Source organism: Hymenobacter algoricola (assembly GCF_039539525.1).
In the GTDB taxonomy this organism is placed as follows: domain Bacteria; phylum Bacteroidota; class Bacteroidia; order Cytophagales; family Hymenobacteraceae; genus Hymenobacter; species Hymenobacter algoricola.
Genome location: NZ_BAABDH010000101.1, coordinates 1 through 15,303, shown reverse-complemented (window position 1 = coordinate 15,303; position 15,303 = coordinate 1). Strand labels below are relative to the sequence as shown.

13 protein-coding genes are annotated in these 15,303 nt (G+C 60.7%); 10 read left to right on the top strand and 3 right to left on the bottom strand.

Features of this window, described 5'->3' with window-relative positions; all coding sequences use genetic code 11:
- Positions 1-5: 5 nt before the first annotated feature.
- The 3 genes from ABD842_RS15575 to ABD842_RS15565 form a co-directional block, all read right to left on the bottom strand.
- Positions 6-848 carry a TPM domain-containing protein gene (locus tag ABD842_RS15575; RefSeq protein ID WP_345115891.1) on the bottom strand — a complete coding sequence of 281 codons (843 nt, stop codon included), beginning with the start codon at positions 846-848 and terminating at the stop codon, positions 6-8.
- Positions 845-1,300 (bottom strand): TPM domain-containing protein, encoded by a 456-nt coding sequence (locus ABD842_RS15570; protein ID WP_345115889.1) that lies wholly within the window; start codon positions 1,298-1,300, stop codon positions 845-847. Before ABD842_RS15570 ends, ABD842_RS15575 begins: the two co-directional genes overlap by 4 nt.
- A 108-nt stretch (positions 1,301-1,408) precedes the next feature.
- Positions 1,409-1,987, bottom strand: a complete 579-nt coding sequence (locus tag ABD842_RS15565) for a LemA family protein (protein WP_345115887.1) — start codon at positions 1,985-1,987, stop codon at positions 1,409-1,411.
- Between the two features lie 194 nt (positions 1,988-2,181).
- Here ABD842_RS15565 and ABD842_RS15560 point away from each other — a divergent pair, with 194 nt between their 5' ends.
- From ABD842_RS15560 to ABD842_RS15515, 10 genes are all read left to right on the top strand, one after another.
- Positions 2,182-3,180 carry a sugar phosphate nucleotidyltransferase gene (locus ABD842_RS15560; RefSeq protein WP_345115884.1) on the top strand — a complete coding sequence of 333 codons (999 nt, stop codon included), beginning with the start codon at positions 2,182-2,184 and terminating at the stop codon, positions 3,178-3,180.
- A 270-nt stretch (positions 3,181-3,450) separates the two neighbouring features.
- Positions 3,451-4,830 carry a hypothetical protein gene (locus ABD842_RS15555; RefSeq protein ID WP_345115880.1) on the top strand — a complete coding sequence of 460 codons (1,380 nt, stop codon included), beginning with the start codon at positions 3,451-3,453 and terminating at the stop codon, positions 4,828-4,830.
- A gap of 104 nt (positions 4,831-4,934) precedes the next feature.
- A complete protein-coding gene (locus ABD842_RS15550; protein WP_345115877.1) occupies positions 4,935-5,327 on the top strand; it encodes a hypothetical protein in 393 nt (130 codons plus the stop codon).
- A 117-nt stretch (positions 5,328-5,444) separates the two neighbouring features.
- Positions 5,445-6,893, top strand: coding sequence for a hypothetical protein (locus ABD842_RS15545; protein ID WP_345115874.1), 1,449 nt, complete (start codon positions 5,445-5,447; stop codon positions 6,891-6,893).
- Between the two features lie 133 nt (positions 6,894-7,026).
- Positions 7,027-10,497 (top strand): hypothetical protein, encoded by a 3,471-nt coding sequence (locus ABD842_RS15540; RefSeq protein WP_345115871.1) that lies wholly within the window; start codon positions 7,027-7,029, stop codon positions 10,495-10,497.
- Positions 10,497-10,916 (top strand): hypothetical protein, encoded by a 420-nt coding sequence (locus tag ABD842_RS15535; RefSeq protein ID WP_345115868.1) that lies wholly within the window; start codon positions 10,497-10,499, stop codon positions 10,914-10,916. The genes ABD842_RS15540 and ABD842_RS15535 overlap by 1 nt, the downstream gene beginning before the upstream one ends.
- A 26-nt stretch (positions 10,917-10,942) precedes the next feature.
- Positions 10,943-12,481, top strand: a complete 1,539-nt coding sequence (locus ABD842_RS15530) for a hypothetical protein (RefSeq protein WP_345115865.1) — start codon at positions 10,943-10,945, stop codon at positions 12,479-12,481.
- Positions 12,482-12,630: 149 nt separating this feature from the next.
- Positions 12,631-12,918: a GIY-YIG nuclease family protein gene (locus ABD842_RS15525; RefSeq protein ID WP_345115862.1), complete on the top strand. Its 288-nt coding sequence runs from the start codon at positions 12,631-12,633 to the stop codon at positions 12,916-12,918.
- 289 nt (positions 12,919-13,207) lie between these two features.
- Positions 13,208-14,665, top strand: a complete 1,458-nt coding sequence (locus ABD842_RS15520) for a hypothetical protein (protein WP_345115860.1) — start codon at positions 13,208-13,210, stop codon at positions 14,663-14,665.
- A gap of 81 nt (positions 14,666-14,746) precedes the next feature.
- Positions 14,747-15,160 (top strand): Imm50 family immunity protein, encoded by a 414-nt coding sequence (locus tag ABD842_RS15515; protein ID WP_345115858.1) that lies wholly within the window; start codon positions 14,747-14,749, stop codon positions 15,158-15,160.
- Positions 15,161-15,303: the final 143 nt, after the last annotated feature.

Below are 15,303 nucleotides of genomic sequence, written 5' to 3'. Positions count from 1 at the left end.
AAGACTCACCAGCTGCCGCTGGCGCCGCCGCCGCCGGAGCTACCGCCGCCGAAGCCGCCAAAGCCGCCCCCTCCGCCGCCACCGAATCCGCCGCCGCCACCGAATCCGCCGCCGCCACCGAATCCGCCGCGGCCGCCCATGAAGTCGCCGAAGATGATGGGCGGAATCATGCCACCGCCAAAGCCGCCGCTACGCCGGCCGCCGTTGCCGCCACCCCGGCTGCGCAAAATGATAAACAGCACGATGGCGGCAATAATGAGCCAGAACTTGAAGCCCGAGCCGCTGGTGTCGGAGTCGGCGCGGGCGGCGGGGGCCTGGTCGGCCTTGTACTCGCCTTTGGCCAGGGCAATGAGCTCATCCGTAGCCAGGTTGAGGCCCTGGTAGTACTGCTTCTCGCGAAAAGCCGGCACGATGGTATTGGAGATGATGCGCTTGGCCAGGGCATCCGGCACGGCGCCCTCCAGGCCGTAGCCGGTCTGGATTCGGGCGCGGTGCTCCTGCTCGGCCACCAGCAGCAGGACTCCGTTGTTGTTGCCCTTCTGCCCGATGCCCCAGCTCTCGTAGAGCTTCTGGGCGTAGTCAGCTATTTCGTAGTCGCCGAGCGTGCGCACGGTCACAACGGCAATCTGGGACGAGGTCGAGTCGTTGTAGGCTACCAGCTTGGCTTCCAGAGCCTGAATCTCGTTGGGCCGCAGCATGCCGGCCAGGTCGTTGACGAGGCGGGGCGGGTTGGGCCGCGGGGGCAGCTCCTGGGCCCGGGCGGGCGGCAGCGCGCCGGTAGTGAGCAGTAAAATCAGCCACAAACGAAGCCAGAGGGCGCGTAGCGGCAGCAGGGAAGAGTTGTTCATACACGCGGCGGCTTGGAGTCGCCAAACGAGATTGTGTCGTCGAGTTCGTTGTGGTCGGTGGTGGCGTTGTAGGGGAAGTGCCGCTGCAGCTGCTCCCCCACCATGCGGATGCCACGCTCCAGGCCCACCACGAATTTGCCGATGCGGAACTGTTCCAGCACGGCTTCCTTGGTGATTTCCCAGAATTCGTCCGATACCACGGAGTTGATGCCCGCGTCGCCGATGACGGCAAACTGCCGGGTATCCCAGGCCAGGTAAAACAGCACGCCGTTGCGCAGGGCGGTTTTGTGCATGTTCAGCTCGGCAAATACCTGCGCGGCCCGGTCCAGGGGCTCGGGCGTGGGACAGGTATCTTCCAGGTGCACCCGGATTTCACCGGACGTGGTGATTTCCGCTTGCTTGATGGCCGCGACCAGCGCCGCTTCCTGTTCCGGAGTGAGAGGGTTGTTCATATGCTTAGGGTCTTGGGTCCATAGGGTCTTGGGATCTTGGTTTTTCGTTCTGCCGGTATTCCGGCACGAAAACCAAGACCCCAAGACCCTATGGACCCCACCGACCAATTAGAACTGGACCGTCGGGGCTTTCTGCGAAGCGGCGTCGGCTTCGAAGTACGACTTCTCCTTGAAGCCGAACATGCCGGCAAACAGGTTATTCGGAAACGACTTGATGTAGCCGTTGTAGTCGTTGGTGACGCCGTTGAACTTGCCGCGCTCCACGTTGATGCGGTTTTCGGTGCCTTCAATCTGGGCCTGCAGCTCCTGGAAGTTGGCGTTGGCCTTCAGCTCGGGGTAGTTTTCCGACACGGCCAGCAGGCGGCCCAGGCCGGCGCTAACCTGGCTTTGGGCTTCCTGAAATCTTTTGAGGTTTTCGGGCGTGAGCTGGTCGGCCGACAGCTGCACGCTGGTGGCCTTGGCGCGGGCGTTTATCACGTCGGTCAGGGTAGACTTCTCGAAGTTGGCGGCGCCTTTCACCGTGTTGACCAGGTTCGGAATCAGGTCGGCCCGGCGCTGGTAGCTGTTTTGCACGTTGGCCCACTGGGCCTTTACGGCCTGGTCTTTCGACACCATCGAGTTGTAGCCGCACGACGACTGGGAAAGCAGAATCACCAGACCGGCGAAGTAGAGAAGAAAGCGTTTCATGTTGGAAAGAAGTAGGATGGAAGGGAAAAAAAGGGGAGAACGAAGGAAGGGTAAAAACCGGAACGGCCCGCGGCTGGTTTGCAGCAGCCACGTCCCGGTGCGCTGCAAAGTACGCATTCGGGTCATTGCGGTTGTGTTGCGGGTTGCTGCGCAATGATTGATTACTTTGCGGACTTACGCTAGCGTCACTGTTCATGAAAGCTGTTATTCCCGTTGCTGGTATTGGGTCGCGCCTGCGTCCGCACACGCACACCCAGCCCAAGTCGCTGGTACCCGTGGCCGGTAACACCATCCTGGGGCACATTATCGACCGGCTGAAGGCGGCGGGCATCGAGGAGTTTGTCTTTATCATCGGCTACCTGGGCGAGAAGGTGGAGCGCTACGTGCGGCGGCAGTACCCCGAGTTGAAAGTCAGCTTCGTGGTGCAGGAGCCCCGCGAAGGCATTGCCCACGCCCTGTGGCTGGCCCGGGAAGAATTCCGCCACGAGCAGGACGGCGTACTCATCATGCTCGGCGACACCATCGTGGACGTGGACCTGGCGGCTATGCTCAGCACGGCCGGCAACGTGCTGGCGGTGAAGGAGGTGAAAACGCCCAGCATGTTCGGTCTGGTAGAAACCGGCACCAGCGGCCGCGTGACCAAGGTGGTGGAAAAGCCCCGGATTCCGAAGTCCAACTACGCGCTGGTGGGGCTCTACAAGATTGCCAACGCCGACTGGCTGGCCTCGGCCCTGGAGCGCCTCATCGACCAGGACCAGCGCACCCACGGCGAATTCCAGCTCACCGACGCGCTGATGCTCATGATTCAGGACGGCGCCGCGATGACCACCACGCCGGTCGACAACTGGTTTGACTGCGGCCGCAAGGAAAGCCTGCTCGAAGCCAATGCCCGCCTGCTCAACCGCCCCGAATTTCTGGAGCGCGACTACTCCGAGTTTCCCGATACCATCATCATCCCACCCGTCAGCATCGGTAAAGACTGCACGATTTCGCACTCCATCATCGGGCCCAACGTGGCCATCGGCGACCGGACCATCGTGAAAAACACCATTCTGAGCGACTCCATCATCGGTTCCTACTCGGAGCTGCGCTCGGCCGTGATGCACGACTGCATCGTGGGCTCCGACGCCTCGTTCCGGGGCCTGAACCACAGCCTGAATATCGGCGACAACACCGAAATCGACTACAGCTAGGCCGTTTCCTTCCGCCCGACTTCGCTCCGGAATGCGGGACATTTCCCAAAGCCCCGCCGCTTTACTGAATCAGTAGGGCGGCGGGGCTTTGGCGTTGTGGCACAGTTTTGTCGGGTGGGCGGGCCCGGCTGCGTAGGAGGAGCTGCGGCTATGTGCGGTTTTTGCCATAAAATTTTATAGCCTTACATCCGTTCCCCACAACCTGCCGGGCTTCCCGGCAGTACGCAGAGGGAGACGTTTACCGGTCGCACTTATTTTGTCTCAATGCATTTGACCAGTTCTTTTCATTTGTTTCCGGTTCTGGCCCTGGGCCTGCTCCTGTTGCCCGGCTGCTACTCCCGCTCCGACATGAAGGGCGAAACCAGCGCGGCCACCCCGCCCGCCGAAACGCCGGCCGCGGAAGTGCCGAAAGAAACTGCCGCCGCCGCCGCGGTGGAGCCTCCGGCCGCTCCGGCCATTCCCCCGGCGGCCGGTCCGCTGGCCCAGATCAACGTGTTTCTGGAAGTGTCGGGCTCGATGGAAGGCTTCATGCCCAAAACCGGCGCGGACGGGGCCAACACCCGCTTTCAGCAGCACGTGGCCCAGTTTCTGTCGGAAGTAAACCGCAGCAGCGCGGCCCGTAAAACCTACTTCCGCATCAAGGAGAAGCCCTACCGCGACTCCTACCAGCAACTGTCCCAGACCGTGCGCAGCGGCATTCAGCAGCCGGCCAGCAGTACCAACATTCCGACGGTGCTCGACACGCTGGTAAGCGGCTACTACGCCCCCAACACGGTGAACGTGCTGATTTCGGACTTTATTTATTCGCCGAAAAACGCCGGGGCCATTCCCTACATCAGCACCGATATCACCGATGCGCTGAACCGCGCTCAGCGGGCCGACCTAGCTGTTTCGGTCTACGGCTACACCTCGGACTTCCGGGGGGCGTTCTATCCGGCGCTCAAAACTGCGGTGAAGAAAATCAATAGCTGCTGCGACACCGCTATTCCTTACTATTTCTGGGTGATTGGTCCCGCCGACGCGGTGCGCCGCTTCGATGCCGCATTGCTGGAAAAACAGCCCGCCCGACAGGCCCACTTCGGGGTGAAATATCCGGTGCCGGCCTCGTCGCTGCTGAACCGCTTTCAGAACGTGGGCTCGTGGTACTACGGCGAAAAAGACGCCAGCAAGCGCACGGCCGGGGCGGCCTACCATACCGTGGCCATCAGCAGTGTGTCGGCTAAGGAGCCGGTGGAGTTTGTGGTGGGCCTCGATCTGAAAACCCTGCCGGGCCTGTACCGCGACGTGAACTACCTGAAAACCAACCTGCAGCTCCAGGCTCAGGATACCGACGCGAAGATCAGCAGCGTGTTTGCCGCCAACGATCAGACGAAAAACAGCAGCGGTGCCGAAAATCAGTACACGCATTTTGTGAAAGTGCGCGTTACGAAGCTCGGCAAGGCCGCCCGGCCGCTCCAGCTTATGCTCAACGACCAACGCCCGGCCTGGATCAGCCAGTGGACCACCAAAAACGACAGCAACATCAACCAGGCCGGGGCCAAAACCTTCGCCCTGAGCAGCCTCGTCGACGGCGTGGCGGCCGTCACCACCACTGGGCAGGATCAGCAGCCGGTTTTCGTTATCCCGCTCACCCTGCAGCCGGCGGATTAATTAACGCGGACTCCTGATTCGCGTATCACCCGCACGGCCCCGCTTTCCTTTCCCCCAACTCGTTCCACGCCCCGCAAACCTTGGTTTGCGCTATTTTCCGCTCTATGAAAGGTTTCTTCCGCTTCGTTTACGAACTCATCGGCACCCCGCAGCCACCTTCCGAAACGCCGGTGTACCGGGAGGTGATTTTTCCGAATGTCGGTTTGCTGACCATCGGCCTTTCCCTGGCCATGGTGCTTATTTTCTACTACCTGATTAACCGGGCTATGGGCGTGGCCACCTTCAACAAGCTGCGCCACTGGGTAATTTTCCTGGTCATTAACGCCGTGCTGGCCTTTGTTATCGGTATCTGGCAGGCCAACTCCCAAGCCGTGGCCTCGCACTCCTATATCTACTGGATGTCGACCTGGAATGCCATCCTCGGCCTGTTCTGGTTTTTCCTGTTCTCCGCCCTGCTCAAGCGCGGCTCCACCAACGCCAGCACGACTCCTTTTTAAGTCATTAGTATTGAGTAGGTGGTATTGAGTAGTGAGACAATGGACGCAACCCTCAGTTGCGCGGTTTTGCCTCATTCTCTTATCTAACTACTCACTACTTACTACTCCCTACTAGACATGGCTAAACTGTTCATTTTCGGCATTGGCGGCACCGGCTCCCGCGTGATTCGGTCGTTGACCATGCTGCTGGCCTCGGGCGTGAAGCTCGCCAACTGCGACCGGGTGGTGCCCATCATCATCGACCCCGACGCCCACAACGGCGACATGAACCGCACGGTGGACATGCTCAAGAGCTACCAGCAGATCTACCAGCACCTGGGCCCCCGCGACGACGGCTTCTTCCAGACCGACATCAGCACGCTGAGCAGCATCTCGGCCGACACCAACGGCGGGGTGAAGGATACGTTCGTGTTCGACTTCGGCGGCATCAACCAGAGCTTCCGCCAGTATCTGAGCTACGACCAGCTGTCCGTGGATTCCAAGGGGCTCGTGGAGCTGCTCTTCACCCAGGACAACCTGGAAAGTCCGCTCACCATCGGCTTCCGCGGCTCGCCCAATGTGGGCAGCATCGTGCTGAACAAGGTGGTGGAGTCGCCGGAAATTCGGTTTTTCGCCGACAACTTCCAGGCCGGCGACCGGGTGTTCTTCATCTCCAGCATCTTCGGCGGCACCGGCGCGGCGGGCTTCCCGCTGCTGCTCAAAAACCTCAAGGACCCTAACACCCGCCTCAGCAACTCGGGCTACCTGCGTGCGGCCCTCACCGGCGCCGTCACGGTGATGCCCTACTTCGCTCTGCAATCGGAGGATAACTCGGTTATCGACTCCAACTCCTTCCTGACCAAGACCAAGGCCGCGCTCAGCTACTACGAGCACAACCTGCAGGGCCTGGACGCGCTATACTACCTGGCCGACACGCCCGACACGCCCTACGAAAACCAGCCCGGCGGCACGGCCCAGCGCAACAAGGCCCACCTCATCGAGCTGCTGGCCGCCCTGAGCGTGGTCGACTTCATGCAGTACTCCGACGCCGAGCTGCGCAACGGCGCGCCCCACTTCCACGAGTACGGCCTCGGCACCGACACCCAGGACCTGAACTTCAGCCACCTGCCCGACGAGAGCCGGGAGCTGATTGCCAAGCATCTGACCCAGCTGCTCTACTTCTCGCGCTACCACAAGCAGCACCTGCCCACCGACAAGGCCCCCTACCACGATAACCTGAACCTGACGCACGCCCTGCGCAACGAGCCCATCTTCAAGGAGCTCAACAACTTCCTCCACAGCCCCGAGTACGGCGTCGATGAGTGGCTGAAGGAGCTCAGCCAGAACCGCCGCGCTTTCCGCCCCTTCGACCTGACCACCGACGACTTCAACGCCATGATTGCGGGCAAGCCGGTGGAGAAGAAGTGGAACGACTTCTTCAACAAGGGCCTCAGCCAGAATTACTTCCTCAACCAGCTCAACGACGCCGCCAAATCCATCCAGGAGCCCGACAGCTTCCGCAAGCTCGTCGCCCTGTTCGATCAGGTGACGGACAAGGCGTTTGAGGAGAAGGTGAAGGTGGTGTAGCCCCTCCCCAACCCCTCCCCTGTGGGGAGGGGCTCTAGTTGTAGTTTCCTAGTTCAAAATCTAAATACCCCGAATACCTTTGTCAGGCTCCCCCTCTCCCAAAGGGGAGGGGGCCGGGGGGTGGGGCTGATATATGCCCAAAGTCCTTCGTCTTCACAACAACGGTTCCCAGCAGGTGCAGGGCTGGCAGAAAACTGCGCCCATCACCAGCACTGAAATCAACACCGTCACCGACCCCACGGGCGGACGGGCCAAGAACGTGGCGGTGAGCATTCCGACGCCGTTTGCGCGGATGCACCTGTTTGAAACGGCCTTCGACTTCCTGGCCCGGGAAGGGCAGCGCAACCCCGGCTCGGTGTACCACGAGCTGGTGTCGCACTTCTGGGACCTGTTTGAAATCCTCTACAACTACAACCTCTACACCCAGGCCGGCCGCAAAATCACGCTGCGCCGCTGGAACGTGGAGGCCGAGTTGAAGCGGATGCAAGGCGACGAAGGCACCCGCCTGCTGGGCGAAACCCTGCGCCTGTTTCTGCAGGACGACCGGTTCCGCGACTTCTCCGATATGTACCTCGTGTTCTACGAGTCGCCGAATATGCCCGGCGGACCCCAGCTGCTGGGCGGCACCTCGCCGCTGACGCTGCTCTTTACCGCCCCGGCCGTGCGCCAGCTGGATCTGGAGCGCGCCCAGGCCAAGGGGCATTACTTCGACAACCAGGTCGTGCTGCTGGAGGACCGCTCGCCGGCCTTCCGGGAGTTTATCTACGAGTTGTTTCTGGCCTATCCGCAGCTGCAGCGCCGCGAGTTTGCCGGCAGCGTGTTTGCCGGACTGGACCGCAACCTCATCAACCAGATGCAGATGCAGGGCGACCATACGGCCCAGCAGTTTGCCACCAAGTACCCCGCCATTGCCGACTTCCAGGGCAACCTGGCCAGCGTGAAGTACGTGCCGCTGCCGAGCCGCGCCGACCAGTCGGCCGTGACCAGCTCCGACCTGTTCATCGCGCCCACGCGGCAGACCAACCAGAGCCGGCCCACGCCGCTGGTGCTGCGCCCCAACCTGACCATGCAGGGCGCCAACTACCTCAACGGCCAGCCCTGGGACGACCGCACGCCGGTGCCCTACGCCGACGAGCTGACCCTGGAAAACCGCGTGCTGCCCGGCAAAGGCTTCAAGTATCCGTATCTGACCGTCGGCGACTTCCTGGAGGATGCCCTGGTGGAGCTGCCCTACGAGCTGAACGCCCAGCGCTTCCACACCGGCAAGGTCACGTTCCAGTACGGGGCCGATACCCAGGGCCGGGCGCGGTTTCCGTACCTGCTGCCCCTGCGCCAGACGTTCTTCGAGTACTTCACCGACCACGACCTGGCCGAGCTGCTCACCTTCACCATCGACCTGAACCACGTGCGCATCGCGCTGCGGATTCCGGTGCAGGGCGGCCGCTTCATCACCTTCGAGCGCAGCTACTACCAGAACCCCCAGAACCCGAAAGATGCGCAGGGCCGGGAGATTCCCGAGAAGGGCCGCATCGTGAAGGCCAACATCGGCCTGGGCGTGTTCCCGTTCTACAAGATGCGGGCCCAGCCCGAGTACAACGACTTCTACAAGGTGATGCTCGTGGACGCCGACAACTCGCCCACCATGCTCCAGCGTCGCTACGACCTCACGTTCTTCGTGGGCGGCGAACGGCTCACGGACCAGGGCGCGGCCCGGAAAGCCACCAAGTTTGAGCGCACCCAGAAGAGCGTTTCCACGGCCGGCAGCACCTACTACGAAATCACCGGCACCCACTTCGACCTCGCGGAGCTGACTTGTCCGCCGGCCTTCCACGGCGCGCCGCCGGCCCGCGGCCTCATCGTGCCGCGCTGGCGGGAGCTGGACCGCGGCACCCGCCGCTTCACCTTCGCCGTCGACTTCGGTACCAGCAACACCCACGTGGCCTACGCCGACGGCCCGTCGGCGCACCCGCGCCCGTTCACTATCGGCGAGGCTGATTTGCAGATGGAGCTGCTCAACGCCCCGCTGCCCGACACGGGCTACTCGGCGTTCCAGCGCTACATGCGCGGCCCCGGCCAGCTGTTCGACATTCCGCTGATTCAGAACCGCGAGTTCGTGCCCAGCATCATCGGCGAGGCCGGGTCGGTGTATGAATTTCCGATCCGGACGGCTGTTTGTGAGACGAACTCCTACGCCAACGAGCCGAGCAAGGTGCTCAGCAACATCAACATTGGCTTCAGCATCAACACCGAAACCGGGCAGCCGCCCCAGAACCGCTTTGTGACCAACCTGAAGTGGAGCGCTGAGCTGGACCCGCAGGGCGTGAACCGCATTGCGGCTTTCTTCAAGGAGATTCTGCTGCTGATGAAGCACAAGGCGGCTATGCAGGGCGGCATTCTGGAAGACACCCGCGTGGTGTGGTTTGCCCCGCTGAGCTTCGACATGTTCTTGCGCAACCAGTTCCAGCAGGTCTGGGACGAGGCCTTCCAGCAGATTTTCCGGGCCCGCCGCCCCACCCAGTGCATTTCGGAGTCGGTGGCGCCGTACTATTACCTCACGGCCACCAACCAGGTGGTGCCTAACCGCGACGAAAATGTCATCAACATCGACATCGGCGGCGGCACCACCGACCTGCTGATCTTCGCCGACCAGAAGCCCGCCTTCAGCTCCTCGTTCCGCTTCGCCGGCGACGACCTCTGGGGCGACGGCTACGCCCGGGTACAGGGCGCACCTAAGCAAAACGGCCTGCTCCGTCTCGGCGTGCAGTACGTGGAAAGCCTGCCCGACTCGGAGGAAAACCAGGAGTACAAGGGCTACCTGCGCGCGGCCCTGCAAAACCCCGACTTCGGCTCGGCCGACGTGACCAGCCTGCTCTTCACCTACAACGACGCGCTGCGCTTCACCCAGAGCCTCGGCCTGGGCAAGGGGCGGCAGCTGCGGGTGCTGTTTTACCTGCACTACACGGCCATCGTTTACCACGTGGCGCAGCTCGTGCAGCACCTGGGCCTCAAGCCCCCGCGCTACCTGTGCTTCTCGGGCAAGGGCAGCCTGTACCTGCGCATACTGAGCGGCGGGGCCAGCATGGCCGCCATTGAGAAGATCAGCAAAGCCGTGTTCAAGGCCGCCACGGGCCAGGAAGCGCCCCAGAACTTCCGCGTGATCCTGGCCGACAACCCGAAGGAGGCTACCACCAACGGCGGGGTGCTGTTTGAGGAAAGTGCCACCAGCACGGCCGACTTCGACCAGATCCGCACCGTGAAGCTCAACGGTGCCCTGGAAGGGCAGGACATCGACACGGCCCGCCTGAAAATGCCCCAGGTGGATGCCGACCTCAAGCAGAGCATCATCGACAACACCAAGCGCTTCCTCGACATCGTGCTCGACAACGACGACGTGGCCCCGCTCATGCGCGAGGTGGGCGTGGACGTGGACCGCACCCGCATCAAGGAGCTGCTGCTGCGCGAAATCGAGGACAGCCTCAACCTGGGCCTGCACCAGATTGGCCGCAACCTCGGCCAGGGCGAAACCCTCCCCGAAACGCTGTTCTTCTACCCCATGAAGCAGGCGTTGTACAACCTGAGCCGGGAGCTGATTTCGAACGGGTAATGATAGATCGGGGAGAAGCTTTTATTGTGGACTTATTAGAGTTGATGCCGGAGAGTTCGGTATTCAGCTGCTACCCATATGATGAGTATCTCCCCGAGTTAGAACCTACTGGCTATGTTGTCGCCGAAACTGGAGAGGTCAGAATTCCACTTCGTGATAAAGCCAACCTAATGCATCTAATACAGCAAAAGAATCTGTTGTATCTGCCAGACCATTTCGAAATACTGGTTGGGCAAATTCCCCTTTTGGAAGCTTACGACCGACTTCTATTTGCTTGGTTTTCGGACAAAGTACCAGTAAGCTCCGAGTTTGTGACTCGCTATCAATTGACGCTGCAAGGCGAATCCTGGGAGTTTCTGAGGGATGCGCCGGGCACACCTGACGACTCGAAAACAGGCTGGATTTTGCTGCTAGAATAATTTCTCATCCTCGATACCCCACCTTCATGAGGATTTTCCTTTCCTGCGCCTTGCTGCTTGCCGGGCTGTTGTCGGCGAGTACTACGCATGCCCAAACGCCCCTGGGCCAGCCCACGCTCGACGAGCAGAAAACCCAGATCTGGTGCGCCACGATGAAGTTCGTGTACGGCGACGCCGGCCGGCCCAACCTGCAAAGCACCCTGCGCTGCGGCGGCACCCTGAAGGAGTTTGAAGCCAGCATCAAAGCCGACAGCCAGAAGGTGTACAGTATGCTCTACAAGCCGCTGGAAGTCAAGGGGACCATGTATAATGGCCTGGGCTCCAATAAGTCGCGGCTGCAGAAGCTGAATACCGAAATCATCAACAAGCTGAAAGCCTCCCCGGCCCGCCGCAAGGATGCTGCCCGCATGCAAGGCGTGCAGGCCCTGGAAGCCCAGCTGAAAGGCTACGTCGAAAACGGTACCCCGCCCACCGACGTGGCCTCCAGTCTGACCGACGACCAGACCGACGTTGTCGATACTACCGCCACCGACGAAACCATGGCGGCTGATGCCGAAGCTGGTTTAGGTAGTGAGCAGGCCCAAGCCAACGGCGCCGCGCCGCGCCCGGCTGCCGGCGAAAGCCTGATGAGCAAGTTCTTCGCCCCGCTGGCGTTGATTTTGTCGCTGCTGAGCTTGTTTCTCTACGTCATGCTGCGCCGCAGCATCAGCGAGCTGGGCAGCCGCGCCGACCGCCACCGCAGCGAGCTGGAATCGGTGAAGGCTTCCGCTGGCGGCGCTATGCCGGCTCGTCTGGTATCAGCCAAGGGGATGACGCCGGAGCTGCAGCGCGAGATTGAGAAGCTGGTGCAGCAGCGCGTGGCCGAAGAAATGGGGAAGCGGCCGGCCGGCAATCAGCAGCTCCAGAACCAGAACCAGAGCAAGCAGCAGAATCAGCCGCGTAACCAAGGAAACCAGCCGCAGGGCAACCCGCCGCGGCCGGCACCTCCCGTAGCGGCTCCCGCGCCCCAGACGCAGCCGCAGAATGTAGCCAAGCCTGCGCCAACCCTACCACCTGCTGCGCCGGTAGCAGCGCCTGAGTCATTTCAGGAAACAGCCGTTACGCCACCGGTACTGCCCGTTGGCTCCCCCGCCCGCGCCCCGCGCGACGAGTTCGACAGCCTGATTCCGCCCGTGCAGCTGCCGGCTACGAACTGGGCTGAAGCCACGGCCCCGCTGCCCCCGGTTGCCGCGCCGGCCGCGCCCATGCCGACGCGCTACTATGTGAAGGTGCCGGTCAACGGCGGCTTCAGCGACTACGACCTGCAGGACCAGCCCCAGCACGACAGCATCTACGAAATTACGCCGGACCCGAAAGTGCCCGAGCGCGCCACGTTCCGCGTCACGTCCAACTCCGCCGTGCACGCCTACGCCATCCAGAGCGCCCAGTATTCCCTGCGGGAAGCTTGCGCCTATCAGCAGCCCAACGGCCCCGTGTCGCGCATCGTGACCGATAGGGAAGGGACATTGACGAAGAGCAACGGCGCCTGGCAGATTGAGCAGAAGGCAGCTATCCGGTTTGAGTAGGGTAGGAAAAACTATAGGACGGTCATGCTGAGCGAAGCCGAAGCATCTCGCGTGGCGTCGTTGGATTACTATTCATACGTCAGCCCGCGAGATGCTTCGACTTCGCTCAGCATGACGTTCTTTTTTTAGCAGCAAATTCACATCCGGCCATGCACGGGTATATCCTGACCAACACGATTCGCCCCGTGCTGTATATCGGGATGACCAATGACTTGCTGCGGCGACTGGAAGAGCATAGTTTGGGACTTGGCGACGCAGGGAAGTTCACCGGCCGCTACCAGACCAACTTGCTGGTCTACTTTGAAATTTGCCCCAATCCAGTGCCGGCAATTGCCCGGGAGAAGCAGTTGAAAGGCTGGACGCGGGCCAAGAAAGATGCGCTGATTACGGCTTTCAACCCGAGTTGGGCGGCTATAGCAGTTTCGCGAACAGTGTAGCGGTTGCATTCGCTCCGGTCGGACGGCTTTTTCCGCCGTCGGACCGGTCGTTGTAGGCCCGATATTATCGGCAGCCAGCGACGACCGGTCCGACGGCGAAAAGCCGTCAGACCGGGTACACCGTTCACGAAACCGCTATATTGACCCTCTGGTCTGGGATGGGTAACGAAGCCAACGTCAGCACGCGAGATGCTTCGGCTTCGCTCAGCATGCCGTTCTTTTTTGCAGATTGATTCGTAGGTCAGCGTATTTGCGCTGACCTTTGTGCTTCGTTTTCGTTCTAGATTTCATGCTCGAAATAATTCTCGAAGTCATTGTTGTTGCCATTGTCGTGGGCCTGCAGATTCGTGCGTTTCTGCAAACCCGGGCCCAGGCGCAGCGGCTAAGTCAGCTGTACCCGGCCAAGGACGCGCTGCGGGTGGAGCGGCGGCTGGTGACGCCGACCGGCGAAGACCTGCCCGAATACGCCGCCAACGCCCCGGAAGGCTCCTTTCCGGTCGAAATCATCAAAGCCGAGGCCGTGTCGGAAGGCTTCCGCGAAATCATGGCCGATACCAACGGCTACCTGCGCTACAACAAGGGCGCGGCCGACTTCAGCATCCTGAAAGATATTTCGGAGCGTCAGAGCCAGGTGATGGAAAACGCGGTGCAGGCCAACGTGGCCACTCCCCTCTACCTGGGTTTGCTGGGCACGTTTCTGGGCGTGATTCTGGGCCTCGTGGGCATTGCCCGCAACGGCGTATCCGACGATGAGGCGCTGACGCCCTTCCTGACCGGCGTACTCATTGCCATGGCCGGCTCCTTCGTCGGGCTGCTGCTCACGCTGCTCGGCAACGGCCTCGTGCGCAACGCCCACCAGCGCCTCGACCAGGCCCAGAACAACTATTACACCTTTTTGCAGGCCCGCCTGCTGCCCATCCTGCACTCCGATATGGCCGGCAGCCTGTCGAATTTGAAAGGCGTACTGGACGCCTTCAACCAGGATTTCGTGAGCAAAGTCGTCCTCTTCGAGCCCGTGATTGGCACGCTGACAGAGAACGTAAAAGTGCAGCGCGACTTCCTGCTGCGGCTCAACGAAATCGGCTTCGACAAGATGGCCAACGCCAACGTGGCCGTGTTTGAGAAGGTAAGCCAGTCGGCCGAAATGTTCGGGCAATTCGTGGGCTACCAGCAGCGGCTGAATGAGATGCTGGAAGACGGCACTGCTACCGCCCAGGCCGTGAGCAGCATCCTCGACCGACTCGTGGGCTTCGAGCGGGGTATCAACAACGTGGGCCAGTACATCGGCCAGCACGACAACCTGGTGCAGGCCCAGCTCGACTTCTTCCAGCGCCACCAGAAGGAAATGAGCAACGTGGCCGCCCGCACCGAGCAGTACTTCGACGAGGCTACCGGCCGCCTCACCGACCTGATGCAGCAGCGCCTGAGCTTCCACGAGCGCGACGCCCAGCAGGCCTACGAAAAGTGGAGCCAGCACTTCCAGGAGCTCAACAAGGACAACGTCTTCGACCGGATCCGCCAGTACCTGGAGCCCTTCCAGACCCTCAACGCCCAGCAGGATGTGCTGGGCCGGGAAGTATCGGCCACCCAGCGGGAGCTGCTGCGCAAAATCGAGCTGGACTCCCAGATTCAGGCCAAGCTGCTGTCCGAGCTTTCAAACCTGAACACGGTGCTGGTGAAGGCCACGTCCAAAAACCGTTTCCAGCGGTTTATGGACAGCTTGTTCGGCGGGGTGAAGCCCGTGTAATGATCTGAAAAACCCTCTGAAACGTCATGCTGAGCTTGCCGAAGCATCTCTACCACTTCGTTGTAACGGAATCGTTTTGCAATGTTAGAAAATCAAAACCTCGCAATTGCTAGCATAGTCAACTCTGAAATTGTCCTTCAACACTTCGGTTATTGGCCGGATTTCCATGACGCCGAAGTGGATAAGGTGATTTTTGAAACGCATCCAACCGGCCGGTATTCGGTTACATTCTTTATTGCCGCTTCGGAAATGCTTAGCGAGGTAGACGAAAAGGGATACTACAAGCAAACCAAGCATTGTATCGTTGCGCTGCAATTCATTGGGATAAAGGAAGTAGAGTTCAATTATTTCAGTCACCAGAACGCCCTTTTTGACCTGAAATTTGAGGCAAGCGGCAATGATATCGAATGCACATTTGAATCCTCCGTTGGATTGGATGCCTTCATAGTTGCTGAAGAAGCATTTGTAATGAGTCTCACCCCAACGAAGCGGTAGAGATGCTTCGACAAGCTCAGCATGACGTTCTATTAGAATAGGGGCTTAGGAAGCAAATCGAGCTTAGAGGGGCCGTTGGCGAAGTTCTTTGAGCAAGACTTTATACACGTTTTCGTAGCGATGGTTGAAGCGAAATTCACATT